General features: G+C 66.2%; 14 protein-coding genes and 1 pseudogene. 9 read left to right on the forward strand and 6 right to left on the reverse strand.

From position 1 onward, the window contains the following. Positions 1-104: 104 nt before the first annotated feature. From OWR29_RS47600 to OWR29_RS47610, 3 genes are all read left to right on the forward strand, one after another. Positions 105-398 (forward strand): DUF3040 domain-containing protein, encoded by a 294-nt coding sequence (locus tag OWR29_RS47600; protein ID WP_267570331.1) that lies wholly within the window; start codon positions 105-107, stop codon positions 396-398. A 17-nt stretch (positions 399-415) separates the two neighbouring features. Next, positions 416-1,308, forward strand: a protein-coding gene (locus OWR29_RS47605) for an IS5 family transposase (protein ID WP_438872753.1) whose coding sequence is annotated in 2 segments (ribosomal slippage) — positions 416-758 and positions 758-1,308 — 894 coding nt in all. Because the reading frame shifts where the segments join, the coding sequence is not laid out codon by codon here. A 392-nt stretch (positions 1,309-1,700) separates the two neighbouring features. Further along, on the forward strand, positions 1,701-1,880 hold the full coding sequence (locus OWR29_RS47610) for a hypothetical protein (RefSeq protein ID WP_267570332.1): 180 nt from the start codon (positions 1,701-1,703) through the stop codon (positions 1,878-1,880). Here OWR29_RS47610 and OWR29_RS47615 read toward each other — a convergent pair. Then, positions 1,867-2,346 carry a hypothetical protein gene (locus OWR29_RS47615; protein WP_267570333.1) on the reverse strand — a complete coding sequence of 160 codons (480 nt, stop codon included), beginning with the start codon at positions 2,344-2,346 and terminating at the stop codon, positions 1,867-1,869. The two genes, OWR29_RS47610 and OWR29_RS47615, sit on opposite strands and share 14 nt — an antisense overlap. A gap of 224 nt (positions 2,347-2,570) precedes the next feature. Here OWR29_RS47615 and OWR29_RS47620 point away from each other — a divergent pair, with 224 nt between their 5' ends. Beyond that, positions 2,571-3,956 carry an IS701 family transposase gene (locus OWR29_RS47620; protein WP_267570334.1) on the forward strand — a complete coding sequence of 462 codons (1,386 nt, stop codon included), beginning with the start codon at positions 2,571-2,573 and terminating at the stop codon, positions 3,954-3,956. Between the two features lie 356 nt (positions 3,957-4,312). Here the strand turns inward: OWR29_RS47620 and OWR29_RS47625 are convergent, their stop codons facing one another. Further along, positions 4,313-6,229 carry a sensor histidine kinase gene (locus OWR29_RS47625; RefSeq protein WP_267570335.1) on the reverse strand — a complete coding sequence of 639 codons (1,917 nt, stop codon included), beginning with the start codon at positions 6,227-6,229 and terminating at the stop codon, positions 4,313-4,315. Positions 6,230-6,399: 170 nt separating this feature from the next. On the opposite strand from OWR29_RS47625, the gene OWR29_RS47630 reads away from it, so the two are divergent. The 3 genes and pseudogenes from OWR29_RS47630 to OWR29_RS47640 all read left to right on the forward strand — a co-directional run. Beyond that, positions 6,400-6,894 (forward strand): hypothetical protein, encoded by a 495-nt coding sequence (locus OWR29_RS47630; RefSeq protein ID WP_267570336.1) that lies wholly within the window; start codon positions 6,400-6,402, stop codon positions 6,892-6,894. A gap of 179 nt (positions 6,895-7,073) precedes the next feature. Beyond that, positions 7,074-8,690 carry a Na+/H+ antiporter gene (locus tag OWR29_RS47635; protein WP_267570337.1) on the forward strand — a complete coding sequence of 539 codons (1,617 nt, stop codon included), beginning with the start codon at positions 7,074-7,076 and terminating at the stop codon, positions 8,688-8,690. Positions 8,691-8,817: 127 nt separating this feature from the next. Then, positions 8,818-9,341 (forward strand): annotated as a pseudogene (locus tag OWR29_RS47640) (helix-turn-helix domain-containing protein); the annotation flags it as partial. Between the two features lie 669 nt (positions 9,342-10,010). Here the strand turns inward: OWR29_RS47640 and OWR29_RS47645 are convergent. After that, on the reverse strand, positions 10,011-10,298 hold the full coding sequence (locus OWR29_RS47645) for an SET domain-containing protein (RefSeq protein ID WP_267570338.1): 288 nt from the start codon (positions 10,296-10,298) through the stop codon (positions 10,011-10,013). Positions 10,299-11,700: 1,402 nt separating this feature from the next. Then, on the reverse strand, positions 11,701-12,885 hold the full coding sequence (locus tag OWR29_RS47650) for a site-specific integrase (RefSeq protein WP_267570339.1): 1,185 nt from the start codon (positions 12,883-12,885) through the stop codon (positions 11,701-11,703). A gap of 329 nt (positions 12,886-13,214) precedes the next feature. On the opposite strand from OWR29_RS47650, the gene OWR29_RS47655 reads away from it, so the two are divergent. Beyond that, positions 13,215-13,385, forward strand: a complete 171-nt coding sequence (locus tag OWR29_RS47655; protein WP_267570340.1) for a hypothetical protein — start codon at positions 13,215-13,217, stop codon at positions 13,383-13,385. 156 nt (positions 13,386-13,541) lie between these two features. Further along, the gene (locus OWR29_RS47660; protein ID WP_267570341.1) at positions 13,542-14,177 is read left to right on the forward strand and encodes a hypothetical protein; all 636 of its coding nucleotides are present in this window, start codon (positions 13,542-13,544) and stop codon (positions 14,175-14,177) included. A 123-nt stretch (positions 14,178-14,300) separates the two neighbouring features. On the opposite strand, the gene OWR29_RS47665 is transcribed toward OWR29_RS47660, so the two are convergent. Beyond that, complete coding sequence (locus OWR29_RS47665) at positions 14,301-14,903, reverse strand: lipoyl domain-containing protein (RefSeq protein WP_267570342.1); 603 nt, start codon at positions 14,901-14,903, stop codon at positions 14,301-14,303. Between the two features lie 1,149 nt (positions 14,904-16,052). After that, on the reverse strand, positions 16,053-16,540 hold a 488-nt coding region (locus tag OWR29_RS48375; RefSeq protein ID WP_267570343.1), incomplete at its 5' end, for a hypothetical protein.

The raw sequence follows: 16,540 nt of genomic DNA on the forward strand, positions 1-16,540 counted from the left end.
CCGGAATGGCTGCTTGTATTGCGTTGGGTCGGCTCCGCAACAGTGTCTCCTAGTGGTGAAGCGTCGTAAGCTATTTGAAAGCGCACCCGGTGTGGAGGTGTGTCGTGCTGGATGACGTGGAACGCCGCAGGCTGGCGGAGATCGACGCGCGCCTGACCGCCGCCGATCCTCGGCTGGCACGGACGCTGTCACGCCACCGAAGATGGCCGCGTTCACGTGCGGCATCCATCATCATCTGCGTCCTGGCCGTGATGTCGGCGGTGCTGGTCGGTGCACTTGCTTCCGGGCCTCCCGCCGCGATTGCAGGTGGGCTGACGATCGCCGCGGTGTTGGCGGGCTTGTGGCTACAAGCCCGCCTAGGTTCTGTCCCGCGGATCATGCGTGGCGATCATGGATGACGGTCGTTGGATACTGTGTGGCGCGTGGTGATCTCAGTAGCGAGGAATGGGCTGTGCTGGCGCCGTTGCTGCCGGCTCAGCCCGTCCGTGGTGGGCAGTGGCGTGATCACCGGCAGGTGATCAACGGGATCTGCTGGGTCAAGCGGACCGGGTCTCCGTGGCGGGACATGCCCGAGCGTTACGGGCCGTGGAAAACAGCACATCAACGGTTCACGCGGTGGGCGGACGACGGCACGTGGGCGCGGATGAAGGCCCAGGTCATCGCTTTGGCTAAACTCAACGATGACGTCGACTGGAACGCGCAGGTCGACGCCACGATCGTGCGTACTCACCAGCACGCTGCGGGAGCTGCTAAAAGGGGCTGACGGTTGCCGAAACGCAGGCACGCGAAGGCATCGGCCGGTCCCGCGGCGGGCTGACCACGAAGGTTCACACCCTGACCGACGGTCGTGGCCGGTCCTTGGCCACCCTCATCACCCCAGGTCAAGCTGCTGACACACGCCAGCTGATCCCGCTGCTCGAGCAGGTCAGCGTCGCCCGGCCTGGCGGGATCGGCCGGCCGCGCAGCCGGCCGGAGTCGGTGACCGGCGACAAGGCCTACTCTTCTCGCGCTAACCGGCAGGCCCTGCGCGGCAAGCGGATCCGCACGACGATCCCGGAACCCAACGACCAGATCGCCAACCGGCAACGCCGCGGCTCTCGCGGCGGTCGCCCACCCGCGTTCGACCCTGATGCCTATCGGCATCGCAACCAGGTCGAACGCGGCTTCAACCGGCGCAAACACTGGCGCGGACTGGCCACCCGCTACGACAAGCTCGGCACCAACTACCAAGCCACCCTCGACCTGATCGAACTGCTCGACTGGCTACGCGCCGTCCCGGACGGACATGATCCGCGGGACAGAACCTAGGCCGCACCCGGCCCGAGGAGAACTGACCCACGGTCCGCACCGCGGTATTCGGCATTCTGCCCGACTCCCAGCGGCGCTGCGCTGACGCTACCGCCGCCTTGGTCCTTGCCGCCGCTCGACACACCCGGCAACGCATCATGCAGAAGACAGCGAAGAATCGTCCGCGTCTTCAGATCCGCCCCGGCCTCGTGAGCCAGCGACGCAGCGCCGTGGGCGCAGGTCATGCAGCCGGACCGGCGGGAGGCCGGCGCGGTCGATCAGGATCCGGAACCGGGTGGTGGCGTAGCTGGGATTAATCGGTTCGCCGTCCTTGCGGGTGAACACGTAGCCGGAGTCGGTCCACGTCTGGTGGGCGGCGTGGCGGCGGTCGCGGCGGTCAAGTTGGCGGCGGTGTGCGCGAGGACGGCGACGGTGTGTTTGTCGCGGACGACGGCCGGCCGTCCGGCGGCGGTCTTCGGTTCGCCTTCGACGACCTCATAGCCGACGGTGGTGCGGTTGCGTTCGACGAACAGCAGCCCCCGGTCGAGGTCAATGGCTGCCCATTTCAGGCCGCAGAGTTCACCGCGGCGTAGCCCGCGCAGGGCGGCGAGCCACCAGAGCGCGAACAGCGAGTCGTTGACGACGCACTCGAGGAAGTTGCTCAGTTGCCTGGCGGTTCAGAAGGCGACCGCGGGATGTTCGCCGGTGCGTTCCGACGCGGCCTTCGGTCCACATTTGGGCGTGCGGGCGCTGGTAGCCGTGGATCTCGATGTGCCGGGCTGGGTTCAACTCGATCAGCTCTTCCCGGACGGCCAGGCTCAGCGCGGTCTGCAGGGTGGTGCGCAGGTGGGTGGGCGCCGACGCGGATTGACGTTTGCCTTTGGCGTTGGTGGTTTGGGCGACATCGGCGAACACGGCGCGCAGCAGGGGCCCGTCGAGGTCCGAGAGCCGGTAGTGGCCGAGGTGAGGGATAAGGACGAGTTCGACGTCGCGGGTGTGGGCCAGGCAGGTGGTCGGCCGTATCCAGGTGCGGGGTTGTCGAGCCAGTGCCGCAGCCATCGCTCGAGCGTCCAGCCGTCGCCGCAGCGGCGGGCGGCACGGTCGGCGAGGGTGTCGTCACGGGCTCGCCGGGCCGCGGTCTGGGAGGGGTAGCCGCCTAGGCGGATGCGCTCAGAGCGGCCGAACAGGTTCGGTGCGAAGCAGTGGAAGAACTAGTAGGACCTTGTTAGGTCGTTGCGGCGTGTTGCTTGTAGTGGCCGTGTGGTGATGGTTGGCTGCCCGGTGTGGATGAGGGCGGGCTGGAGCAGGTCCGGGTGCAACTCCAGGAGTTCGCTGCTGAGGTGTTCGCCGGGCTGAAGCGGATCGATCAGCGGGAGACCGGGGTGCGGTATCTGCGCGGGTTGATGCTCGAAGGGCAGCGGAAGTCGATGCAGCCGATGGCGGCCCGTCTGGGCGTTGATCACCAGCAGCTGCAACAGTTCCTGACCTCGTCGACGTGGGACGTGACCGGTGTCCGGCGCCGGGTTGCGACCGCTGCTGTCGCTCTGATCGAGCCGCAGGTGTGGGTAGTCGACGACACCGGCTTCGCGAAAGACGGTCCGGCGTCGGCGTGTGTGGCCCGGCAGTACTCCGGCACCCTCGGCAAGGTCGGCAACTGTCAAATCGCGGTCAGCGTCCACGCGGCCACCGATACGGCGTCGGCGGTGCTGGACTGGCGATTGTTCGTCCCGGAGTCCTGGGACGAGACCTGCGTGCCTGACGAGACGGGCAAGGTCGCCAACACCCACGCCCGACGTCTGCGGCGGCAGCCGGTCACCCTGGACGAGGCCGGGAAGAAGAAACCTCACCTGCGTAAAGAGGTCCCACGTGAAGAACGGATCGCCCAGATCCTCGCCCGGCGGTCGGCGTCGAGGATCCCCGACGATGAACGGTACCGACCGAAATGGCTGATGGCCCTGGAGATGATCGACGAGTTGGCCGGCTGGGAGCTGTATCCGCCGTTGCTGACCGCTGACGCCGGTTACGGGCAGGTCGCCGAGTTCCGTCAAGGACTCACCGACCGCGGTATCAGCTTCGTCGTGGCGACCACCTCGACCACCACCGCCCAGCCCGGTCACGCCGAGCCCACCGCGGTCACCTACGCCGGCGTCGGGAAATATCCCACCCCGCGCTATCCGGACCCGGCCCGCAGCATCAAAGACCTCGCCCTCGGACACGGCGCCGGCCAGGCCACCCTCGTGCACTGGCGTGAACGCCTTCCCTCAGCTGAGGGCGGCGATCGACCCGCCGGCACCTTGTCCGGGCACTTCTCCACCCTGCGGGTCCGCCCCGCAGGCAGAACCGTCCGTGAAGGCCTGCCACCCGCCGACGACGGGGTCCTGCCCGATTGCTGGCTGCTGGTGCAATGGCCGCCCGGACAACCCGAGCCCAGCGACTACTGGCTGTCCGACCTACCCGCCGACATGTCTCTGCCCGAGCTGGTCCAGCTGGCGAAAAGCCGCTGGCGTATCGAACACGACTACCGCGAACTCAAAACCGGCCTCGGCCTCGACCACTTCGAAGGCCGATCCTGGATCGGCTGGCACCGCCACGTCACCCTCGCCACCACCGCCCAGCTGTTCCTCAGCCAGCTACGGGCGGCCGACCCAAAAGCAGCAGGGCAGCCCTGAGCCTCTACGCCGTCCTACGGCACCTGCAATACCAACTCGCCACCTGGCTCGGCTTCTGCCCACACTGCCACCAACCCGTCCCCACCTAACAAAGTCCTACTAGGAGCCGTGCCCGCGCTCAGCTAGCTTCGGGCAGTGCTGCTCGAGGCGCTGGTCGTGGTTGTTGCGGCATCCACATCGCTTGACGGTCTTGCCGGTGCTGGTCATCGCCATCCTCCACTTTCGGGCTCGTGGTATCGAGCGTGACGCCTTGGGCTTGGGCGGGGGATCCCCCCCGCAGGAGGGACACGGTGGCCGGCCGGGTGTCACCCAACGCGGGTAGCTTTGCCTAGCGGGGCCCCGTGCGGCGCAAGACGTCATTGAGTGGGCTTGTCATGCGGTTGAGTGGTTGCTCGCCATTGTCCAGGAGATGCGCCGGCGGCGGTCCTTGCCCTGGCTCGATCGCTGAGCGCGATGTCTGCTGTCGGCAGAAGTTCCTTGGTTACGGCGGGGATGCGGTCGGGTGTGCTGGTGACCATGTCGGGCAGGGTGATGGTGAACCGGCTGCCGCTGGGCGTGTTCGCAGTGACGGTGATGTGGCCGTGGTGGCGTTCGATTATGCGGTGCACGATGGCCAGGCCTAGTCCGGTGCCTGGGTAGCTTTCGCTGCCGGAGGCGCGGGTGAAGGGAGTGAAGATGGTGTCGCGTTGGTGCTCGGGGATGCCGATGCCGTGATCGCTGATTTCGAGGCGCCAGATTCCGGGGTGCTGCTGGGCGCTGATCTCCACGTGCGGTGTGTGCCCGTGGTGGGTATATTTGATGGCGTTGCCGATAAGGTTGTCCAGAACCTGTCGTAGCAGGCTCGGGTCGCCGACGATGGTGGGTAGCGGTCCGACAATGAGCGTCGGTGGCTGATCGGTGTCGCCGGTGGTGAGCGTGGTGCGTTCGGTGACGATGTCGGCGACCATCGTGTCCAGATTTACCGCTGTGCGAGTGAGAGGCCGGTTGTCGGCGGTGGCGTAGTCGAGCAGGTCATCCAGCAACGTCGACATCTGTGCCGCGCCGGTGCGTAGGCGTTGCAGGTAGCGGTCGTGATCGGCGCTCACTTCGGGGCCGGCTTCGTCGTGGAGCAGGTCGGCGTAGCCGCTGATGCGCGATAGGGGGCTGCGTAGGTCGTGGGCGATGACCCCGGCGAACCCGACAAGTTCGGCTTCGCGGCGGCGTAGCTGCTCTTCCACCTGCTCGCGGCGTGTGATGTCGTCGCGTAGTGCGGCGGTGGCGTCCTCAACATGGCGCAGGGCCCGGTCACGTGAGGTGGTGACGGTGGCGGTCAATCCGGCCAGCAAAGCGGTCAGCATCAACCCGACCAGCCACGCTGCCGCTTGCAGATGCAAAGCCGACCCGGGTAGCAGCCGGGTGGTCGCGGTGATCTGCAACTGCCAGGTCCGTTGCGGGGCGTCCACTGTCACGGTGCGGGTGGTATCCGGGCGTACAGTGACCTCGGACGGTTGCCAGGCGGCCAGCACGATATGGCGCCCGTCGCCGGTGGTGTCGCGTAACGTCACCGCCACGCTGTCGCGGGCAACCACCCCGATGCTCTGGCGCAGGAAGTCACCCCCGCGTAGCCCGAGCACCACCCAACCCCGGAACTGGCCCCGGTCGGTCGCCTGCGCCGACGTTGCATAGACCGGCGCGGCCATCAGGGTCGACAACTGCTGCTGTGCTACCGGCAGGGCCGCATCTCTCAGCAAATGGTATGGCTGGCTCGCGGCTACATGTCGTGACTCGCGGACCAAAGTCAGTGCCCGTATCGCCGCTGGTGCTATCGCCAGGTCCTGTCCGACGGAGGGTGGGTTGCCATCCAGCGGCCGCATCAACACGGCAAACACGTGATTGTCAAAGCCATCCGCCGGATGCAACGTCAGATCGGTCGCGCCGCGTGCTCGCCAGCCGGCCTGCACCGCCGGGATCTGCGCCGTGCTGGCCGGCACCAGCAACGAGACACCCGAGGCACCGGGTAGCCGGGACCGGTCGATCGGGGCGGTGATTGCCGTGAACTCATTAGCCTGCAGCACAGCTTGAGCGCCGATGGCAGCCGCGACGTCACGTAGTGTGTTGCCGTATCGGCGGACCTCGGCCGATACCGTCTGCGACACGGTGTCGGTCTGCTCCGACAACGCTTGCGCGGCCCGGTTTTCATCACCTCGCCGGATCGCCGCCGCCGACAACCATGTCCCCAATAACCCGAGCAGTACCACGGCTATCAGCAGATTCGGCGATCGCCAGCGTTTCACCGCCGTACCCCGCAGGACTGCGATCAGCCCTCGCCCCCCGGCCATAATCGCGACGCTACGCTCGTCCTGACTCCGACACCGCGAAACGCCTCCTACCGCGCCGCCTGACCCCAGCGCCGAGAGTGCCGGTCACGATCTCACCCGCCGGCTGGGCGTCAACGTGCTACAGGATGCCGATGATCATCTTTATTGATATCTGTGTGTCGTTGCGGTCCACTCGAGCAGCCGGCATGAGCATGGCAATGTCATCCTCGTGTTTTTGGCTGGCTTCTCCTGCGCTGACAAGCTCCGGTCGAAGGCTGACACGGCGGGCGGGGCGAGACGGTGCGATGCTCAGGTTTATGGATGAGGACGATCACTGCTGGCAGCAGGAGGAGGGCGATGCGGAAGTCGCGCTGTCAGCTGCGATCCTGATAGGTAGCGCGGCGCGACCGGGCATGCATAACGCTAGTTCCGAGGGCGAGACGACGCGACGAGACGCAGTATCGAATCAGGCCGAGACGGCAGGATGCGGCTGCCCAGAGACGGTCGATCTCCACAGGTCGCAGACGCCGGCAAGACGCAAGCAGCTCATGGATACCCGGCAACGCCTCTTGGAGGAGCGAGACGACAAGCTCAAGGTCCGTGAACGCCTCATACAAGAATGGGAGCGAGTCGTTGCGTAATGGGAACGGGCTGTCGATCAACGAGAGACCGACGCTGAGCTAGCCTGGTGACCCCGTGAGGCTGGGGCGCATCGCGAGGCCACCGACATGGGTGAGGAATTTGTTGCTGCTGCCCGCCGAATCTGCCCTGCCGAGGACCGGCACGCCGTAACAGTGCTGCTCGCCGAAGTTGGCCACGCATGCTTCAGAACGATCTGAAGGACAGTATGGAAGCGTTACTGCTCGTTGTTGTCCTGAGCGCCGCGGTGCTCATCGGCACCACCGTCGGCGGACGATACAGCGTCGCCCCGCCGGTGTTGTTGATCGTCGGTGGTGCGCTACTGGCACTCATCCCCCTGTTGTCGGACGTCACGCTTCCACCCGAAGCAGTATTGCTGCTCTTTCTGCCGCCAATCCTGTACTACGAGAGCCTAAACACCAGTCTGCGTGAGATCCGCGCCAATCTTCGCGTCATTCTGCTCAGTGCGATTGCTTTGGTCGTTGCCACGATGGTCGCCATTTCCTACGCCCTGCAAGCGGTCGGTGTCCCGGCCGGCGCGGCCTGGATACTCGGCGCCGTTCTCGCGCCGACCGATGCCGCCGCTGTCGCCGGCCTAGCGAAGCGGATGCCTCGGCGCACATTGACGACTCTGCGAACCGAGAGTCTCATCAATGACGGCACCGCCCTGGTGCTGTTCGCCGTCACTCTCACCGCGCTCGAGGGCGGGTCAGTACCTGGCCCGCCGGAGCTCGCCGCACGTTTCCTCTGGTCGTTCGCCGGCGGCATGTTGGCCGGGACGCTGACCGGCGCGCTCGTGGTGTTCACGCGTCGCCGTCTCGAGGATCCGCTGGTCGAGGGCGGCCTGTCGGTGCTTACCCCGTTCGTCGCGTTCCTGGCCGCCGAGGTGGTCCACGCCAGCGGCGTGGTCGGGGTCGTCGTCTCCGGCCTGATCCTGTCCTACTACGGCCCGCGCGTGATCAGCGCCCGATCGCGGTTCGGGACCTTCGCATTCTGGGACCTGTCAACGTTCCTGCTCAACGGTGGCCTGTTCGTGCTGGTCGGGATGCAACTACCACAGGCGCTCCGAAGCATCGACGGCTCGACCCTCAGCCATGCGTTCGTCGTCGCCCTCACCGCCAGCGCCGTGGTCATACTCAGCCGGCTGACCTGGGTGCACGTGATCACGTGGATCATCCGGCTGGTCGACCGACGCGCGGTTCAGCGCACCCGCCGCGCGAACTGGAAGGTCCGAACCGCCAGCGGCTGGGCCGGTTTCCGCGGGGCGGTATCGCTCGCCGCGGCGCTCCTGGTGCCGTCGACGCTGGCAGACGGCACGCCGTATGAAGAGCGCAACCTCATCGTGTTCACCACCATCACCGTCATCGTCGTGACAATCCTGCTGCAAGGTCTCACCCTGCCCTACGTGCTGCGATGGGCCGGACTCGACGGCGGTGATCAAGCGCGGAGGAAAGAAACCCGCAAGGCAAGCGTGAAGGCGTCCGAGGCTGCTCTAGCAGCACTACCCGCATTCGCGCAGTCGATGAACGCACCGGACGACATGGTGTCGCGGATCCGAGCCGACTACGAAGCCCACATCGCCGACCTGCGGGCCGAGAACGGCGGCGACGACGAGCGTGGGACCGTGCGCTACCAACAGCAGGAACACCGATTACGACTCGCTGTACTGCAGCACAAACGTCAGACGATCACCCAACTGCGCGATGACGGAAAGATCGACGACTACGTGCTCCGCGACCTCCAAGCGAGCATGGACATCGAAGAAATCCGGCTGCTGGGTCCCACCCCTCTCGACTAACCTTACCTGTGGCAGCTGATTAGCTGTCCTGACTACGGACGTTAGGGACGGGAAGATCTTGAATAGATGAGGGCCTTCGGGTTCGGTGTGGATTGCGGCGTCCTACCTCGAACTTGCGCAGGCCCTCATGCCCCACCGTAATGCACCGCTGTCCGAGACCGGCAGGCTGCGCCTGGCCCGCTGCGTGGTCGAGGACGGCTGGCCGCTGCGCCGCGCTGCGGAACGTTTCCGGGTCTCACTGACCACGGCGAAACGCTGGGCCGACCGCTATCGCAGTGATGGACCAGCAGGGCACGTCCGACCACTCGTCCCGCTCGCACCGCAGCCCGGCCCGGACCTCGACACGTACTGAACACCGGATCGTCAAAGTCCGGGTCTTGCGCCGCTGGGGACCGGCCCGCATCGCCTACCTGCTCGGTCTGAACCCAGCCACCGTGCAGGCGGGTCCTGACCCGCTACCACCTCACGCGGCTCGCCTACCTCGACCGGGCCACGGGCCGGCCGATTCGCCGCTAAGAACACGATTCACCGGGCGACCTGATCCACGTCGACATCAAGAAACTCGGCAACATCCCTGACGGCGGCAGCCACGAAGTCCATGGCCGAGCCGAAGGCGGTCGGCACAGCTGCGCCCACCGCGACCCCACCCGCCCCCGGAAACTGACTAACCGTCCGAACGTGGGATATTACCCAGGTGGCTGATCCGGCGGACGATGCCGCCCATTGGGTCACGGCACCGCGGGCAACGCCGGTGCCGCGGCGAGAAACTCCCAAGCCGGGCCAGCGTCACTGGTCAACTCGGCCGGCATCGGGCCGACTCACGGCGGTCACCGACCAGGCGGCCGAATTCGATGATGTCGAGCGTCACCTCTGCGGCCAGCAGCGCTCTCCTGCTGCATGAAGCTGCCGGTGAGCAGGCCTGCACGTCCGCAAGTAGCCGAGAACAGTGCACTCGGCGCCGACGACGTGGTTATTACACGTGCTGGTAGACGATCTGCCAGTTCCCGGCAAGGACTTCGAGCAAGATGGTCAGGTACCGGCGACCTTGAACCGTGTGGGCTGTGGTGGAGCAGAGGCCTCCCAACGGCCCGTGCCGATGGACCACTCGACTTGCGACAACGACGCCAGGCGGGCATTGAGCAGTGCGGCGACGACAGCGTCACGGCCACGGGCGACGTCATTGTCCAGCCACAGGACGGCCTCACCACTAATCAAGGCGGCAACATCACGCACCGATCGTCGTTCGAGCGCGTGTTTGTAGGCCTCGGCGAAGGTGCTCAGCTCGCGATCGGTTTCCGCGTTGGCGTCGATCGTGATCTTTTAACCTCGGCTGATAGGCCGCAGAGCGATGTCGCAGCATAGGTCGAAGTCCTGATAGCAGGACGGGTCGTCGGAGTGGTTCACGAAGCGGGCTGGCGCCGGACATAGGTAGCGATGCCCGCCGAAGCTGTGCACGAAGAGATCCTCACCGGCGGGTAGCGCGTAGTAATCGGCCTCTTCCAGCCGTCGGAGGTGATACGCCACAACCACCTCGCCAGCGGCATAGTCGCGCGCGGCATAGACGCCTTTCCCGGCAAGGCTGCCACGGCCGAGGGTCACGTCATTCACCCAAGCGACCCTAAGGCCTACGCGGCACGGCCTCGCCGAGGGTCCGCTTCTGCCGCCGATTGTGCGCGCTGGCCAGCAGCAGGCCGTCACACGCTGTGACGCGGGCTGCTGGCGGCCCGACGCCGTTCGTGCCGGGGGAGACTTCGTAGCCGCGGTTCGTGCCGTGTTCATCGGTTTCGGCGAGCAGCTCGCATATCACGGTGGAGTAGGAACGACCCGGCGCCGATCAGCCCGATGACGATCACAGGCAGAACCACCCCAATCCAACTCTGCGCACGGATTGGCTGACCGGCCTCTACGACCACCAGCCCTCCGCAGAGCTGAAGAAGTAATAGCCGGGCGGTCAGGCTGCGTGCTGGTTCCGGGACCTCGGCAAGGTCTGCCCGGTTCGCGCCTGCACAATCGTCTTGCCGTAATGGCACCGTGGGCCGGCGGTCAACGCTGGGTCGCGCGAGCTCAGATCGACGGTATGCCCTCGCCCGGACGATCCGGACCATGGAGACGACGATCAAGACGAACCCGAGTAAAGAGACACCTATCGCGATCCAGTCACGCATGGACCACTCTTACCCTGATTGAGAGAGCCATCGGTCAGTCTCGAGTGCACGGATCTGCCGCCGCCCGTGCGCGGCGACCCGCGGACTCGTCGCGCGGCGTACGCGTAGGCCTGGACGCCCGGCTACCTGCTGATGCTGACTATCGGACGTCGTTGGACGCTCCGGGCTCCGCCTCGATCAATGGAGAGGTCTGGAGTGTGTCGTGCGGGCTTGCTGCAGCCGGGGCTCAGTAGGTGTCCGACGAGGGGGTCCATTTCTTACTGATTATGCGTATCTCAGAGTGCCGGCGTGGTGTCGTCGTTGAGGAGGCGCCAGACAGCGATACCGATATACGGGGGGACACCATATGACGCAACACCACACGTAACATCGGCATCGTGCTGGCAACGGTCTGTGCAATCGCGACGCTGGTACCGGCCACACCGGCAGCGGCCGCGCCAGGCGGGTTGGACTCCGCCACTGGCATCGTGCTGGCGCGCACGGGCGGTCTCACAGGTGACAGACCTCGTTCGCGGTGGACCGCTCGACCGTCGGCGGGCAACGTCCGCTGCGAATGGCTGAGAGCCACCGGTTCCTGCGGCTGCGTAGCTCCTACCAGCCTCACAACCCGTGCTGCGATCATCTCTCCTACCGCGTCACGGAGTCGTACCGCGGCGGCTACCGCCAAACCGTCACTGCCGTGCAGGGCGCACGCGCCCCGCGAATCCTGTGGGACGTCATAAACGAGGTCGAGCAGGTCGGTGTCCGACCGTTCGCCGTCGTACCTGCAGCCTGAGCGATAGCAAAACACCTGGCCGTTGGAACAATGGGTCGCGGCCAACCTGTCAAGCGTTCACCTCCGTCTATCACCGGGCCGCTTGTTCATAGCCGAAGCTAACTACGCACTGATCTGCCGCAGATCGAGCAAGGTGTCCTGTTCTGTCGTCACGTTCGGTACGCCCTGCCGGCGGTAGCGGCCGAGCGCAAGTAGCCGGTGGGTTGCAACAGATGGTGCCGGACCTGCCGTTGCCGCAACTGGGGCTGGGGTGTCCTCCTGGATGCGTCCGGGCGTCTGTTCGACGGCGGTGGCGATGAAACATCGATCTCGTGGGTGCGACGTGGGTGCCACCACCGGAACAGCGTCGGTCGTGGCTGACGGCCTGCTGACTGGGGGCTTTGCGGGCGACTTGCGTTTGGCCGGGGTGGAAGCACCTGTTTTCGGTTTCGCCGGGCTGGGGCTGGCCGTTTTGGGCCGCAGTCGGGCGGTTCTTGCGGGCCTTGGTCTTGATCTTCTTGCGGGTGCGGCGGGCCGCGTTGAGCACGAGTTGGGCGGTGGCGTCGGCGCAGCAGCGCTGGATCTGCGGGAGCACGCTGGTGTAGGTGTCGGCGGTGACCAGAATGCTGGAGTGCCCGAGCAGATCCTGCAGCGTCTTCAGATCGGCGCCGGCCTCGTGGGCCAGGAACGCGGCGCCGTGACGCAGGTCGTGCAGTCGCACCGGCGGCAGCCCGGCCCGGCGCACGAGGAGCCGGAACCGGGTGGTGGCGTAGTTCGGGTTGATCGGTTTGCCGTCGCGGCGGGTGAAGACGTATCCGGTGTCGAACCACGGTTTGCCGTTCTCGAGCGTTTCGGCCCGCCGGTCCTGCCTGTAGCGGCGGTGGATGCGCAGGATCTGGACGCTGCGTTTGTCCAGGGCGACGGCCCGCCACCCGGCCGGGGTCTTCGGGTCGCCTTCGATGACCTCGTAGCCGGCGGTGGTGCGGTTGCGTTCGATGGTCAGCGTGCCGCGGTCGAGGTCGATGTCGGCCCAGTGCAGTCCGCACAGCTCACCGCGGCGCAGGCCGCGCAGCCCGGCGAGCCACCAGAGGGCGAACAGCGGATCGTCGTTGACGCTACCGAGGAACCCGGCGAGCTGGTCAGCGGTCCACACCGCGACCGCCGGAAGCGCGCCGGTCTGCTCCCACGATCCGACGCGGGCCTCGGTCCACACCTTGGCATGCGGCTGCTGGTAGCCGGTGATTTCAATGTGCCGGGCCGGGTTGCAGACCAGCACACCCTCCTTGACAGCAAGGTTGAGCGCCGCCCGCAGGGTGGTACGCAGGTGCTGTCGTCGCTTGCCACCGCCTTATAGGCGACCGTCGTGGTTTCCACGACGAATCCGCTGTGCGGGGATGGTAGACATCCGCCAGAGTGACTCATGGACTCTCGGCCGGCCCCGAGCGAGAGTCATTGCGTACAGCACCACGACGCCATGGCTGATCGAACGTCCGGATCCGCCCAGCGGCCGGGTAGCGGCGCGGGCCAGCGGAGCCCCGAGCCGCCGACAGCCTCTTGCCGGTGTGCCGAGAAGCGCTTGAGCGCTGCATGACCGATAATGAGGTCATGTCATTGCCGGGACTGGACCCTGATGAGTATCCGCCGATCGATCCCGGCGAGGCCGCGCCGGACGACGCCGGAGAGTTGCTGCCGGACACTCCGGATGAACTGCCGGAGGCGCCGGTCGAGCCGCTGCCGGACGACGGCGAGGAGGGCGGCGTACGGGAACCGGTGTAGCGCCGGCAAGGTGTCCGGATCTGCCGCAGACTATGCCCGGCGGCCTACCTTGACTACGCGTGATGGACGTCGAAGGCGGCTTCATGCAGGCTCGTGTCGACGTGAGCGCATTGGACTGTCTGGCCTGAGGGGACGCTCATGCCTGATCATGAGCCGGTGGACGATGTCGTGGCTTTCGATCGGCTGTGCCGAACGGTGTACGTTGCGGGCCGGGCAGGCGTGGTCGGGTGCGCGGATGCATTTGATCTAGCTGCTTCACTGCTGACCGCGAGACCGGCGGATCGTGATGTCTCCGAGCTTGCGTCGCTCAGCATCGGCTGCGAGCAGACGAGCCGACCGCGAATGGCTGAGCTCGCCCTGACGGTGCTCGAGGCAATCGAGTTCGTCCCGGGCTTCTCCGAGGAACCCCTGTGGCTGGCGCGCATCGAAGATGCATTGCGCTTGGTGAACCAAGACTTGGCAGCGAGTGGACTGTGCCAGACCTGCCTGCTTCGCGTACAAGAGGACGGGCCCGGGCTCACCGGCAACGCCTACATCGAGACCTGGAACGGGCACACGGGCACCGGGCAAGGCATCTTCCCTGCCTCAGGCGCCGATCCGGTGACAGCGCTGACAGCGGTAGCCGAAGATGCGCAGGACGCGGTGATGCAGGCGCTCTGGTCGGTATGGCCGGCGTGTCCCGTCCATCAGATCGGCGTAAATGCCCGCGATCGCGCTAAGGCCGCCGTCTGGTGGTGCGCCGGCGATGGCGGTCATTCAGTTACGGCAATCGGCGAATGGCACGGTCATTGATTTCCGCCGCAGTGGTCTGCGTAGGCATCCGGTCATGCCGCGATCCGCTCGCCATGCCCCGTAACGCTTCTTGGTGCGCCGGATGCTGTCCTGGCGAACTCCATGAACACGATCCCGTTCGCCTCACGGGATGACGGCGGTGGACTGCTCGATCACGGCGATGATGCTCCCGGTCGGCACGGTCGTTCCCGGCGAGGTCCTGATCTCATAGAGACGGCCCGAGGCATCAGCGGGAACCTCGACGTTGATCTTGTCGGTCGAGACCTCCAGCAGCGGCTCACCTGACTCGATCCGATCACCGACCTGTTTCAGCCACCGGGTCACCCTCACCTCGACGACATCCGCCGCAAGTGTCGGCATCGTGACCTGATACAGCGGGGATGGCGTTGCTGCGGCCACCGGCATCGGTTCCTCATACGCAGTTGATACCGGGTCTACCGGAGTGGGTTCTGGCCGCCGGCAACGCCGCCACAGATGAACGGCTGCGGCCACCGCGAGAAGAGCAGCCGCGGCACCTTTCCACTGCCGTTCGAACAGCGGACGCTGCTCACCCAGGGCAGCCTCACCGGCGAGCCTTAGCCAGACGAGCACGGCGAGCCCGGCGACAGCGCGCGATACCGGCGCAGGCTTTCTCCGGGGCCGAATAGCGGCCGCCAACACCAAGGCGGCGCTCGCGACCACGACGACGGGTAGCCCGACCCGCCACACAGAGCTGATGAACTGCACGGACGAAAGCATGGGGCAAACAGGCCGACCGCGCGTCAAACCGTGCTCACGGCTGCGGGATTGAAGCAGAGAGCAGACTGCACCAGACAACGGTGATCGACTGCATTGGTCAGCCGCTGCGCGCGCGGGGCGTCCGGCTGTGGACCGTTCCGCATGACGCACCGCCCACCGTCATTCATGACCCCTCTCGGGTCGACGACGACCAGCACCACTTTGGTATTGCGAGTCAGGGCCGGCGAGTGATGGCGGCATACGTCTGGCTACCGGCCAACGCGCCCAAGGCAGCCCATGCCATGTCGCGTGAGAAGTCCTGTGGGGCGTCTCGGAACAGCACAACCCCTGCCGCCACGACGGTCACTGTCACCGCTCCGCCTATCCATCCCGCCGACCGGTGATGGCGGTCGTCCGGCTCGTGGAGCCACTGAACGCATCCGGCGACAAGGAACGAAAGAGCCAAATATAGTCCCTCGTGCCACAGCAATCCCACTATGGCGACCATGGTGGCGGAGACACCGAGGCCAGTTGCCACCCGCCGCAGCGCCTCCAAGCGTGAGACGACTGGTTCTGGCCGAGCTCGCTGAGAAACAACATCGAGCGGCATGGGGCGGGGCCTAGCCCGCTCCGGCCACCGGGAGCATGGCTGTTCTTCCCCACACGCGGGCGACCAACGGACAGTGCGCAACTCGGCGTACTCTTCCGCGTCGAGGGCGCTGGCGCTCTTGGTAGCGGTGACGCACCGTAAGTCATGGACGCCTTTCCTGTTTCTGATCAAGTTGTTGCCGTCGTCGATGAGCGTGTGCTGCGGGCCGCGGTAGCCGCGTACCTGGGCCGGTATTGCGGTGAGTCCCGCGTTCACACCGGCTCCGATCTCAAGGTGTTCCTGACCTGGTGTGCAGGGCAGGAACTTGATCCGCTGAAGGTGGGCCGGGCCGCGATTGAGCGCTACGTGCGCTGGCTGCAGGAGGTCCGCTGCTACCAGCCCTCAACGGTGTCTCGGTCGTCGTCGGCTTTTACCGGGTCTGCGTCATCGACCAGATCCTCGCCCACTCGCCGGCCGACTATGTGCGTCGGCCACCGATGCCGACCGACTCACCCACCCTCGGACTCGGGCACCTTCAGTTCGAAGCCCTCCCGACGACCGCCAGGCTCTCAGCCAACCGCAATGACTTCGCTCTGATCGCGATGCTCGGCCTGCTCGGACTGCGAATCTTCGAGGCCTGCGGGGCGAACATCGCCGACCTCGGCGAGGAACACGGCCACCGCGTCCTGAAGGTTCACGGCAAGGGCGACAAGATCGTGCTGGTCCCGTTGCCGCCGGCGGTCGCTCGAGCCATCGAGCACACCGTCGGTAATCGCGAGCACGGGCCGGTACTGCGTAACACGCTGGGTCGGTGAATGGACCGGCATGCCGCGACCCGCCGCCTCCAGCAGCTGTCCGCGACGGCCGGGATCCGGATGCCACGGATGCACTCGCACATGCTGCGCCATACGTTCGTCACGACCATGCTGGACGCGGGAGTCAGCCTCCGCAATGTACAGGTCGCCGCCCGACACGCCGACCCGAAGACCACGATGCGCTACGACCGCGCCCGCAAGAACCTCGACCGGCACCCCAACTAAATCCTCGCCGCTTACAG

This window comes from Paractinoplanes pyxinae (assembly GCF_026626335.1).
Taxonomy (GTDB): domain Bacteria; phylum Actinomycetota; class Actinomycetes; order Mycobacteriales; family Micromonosporaceae; genus Actinoplanes; species Actinoplanes pyxinae.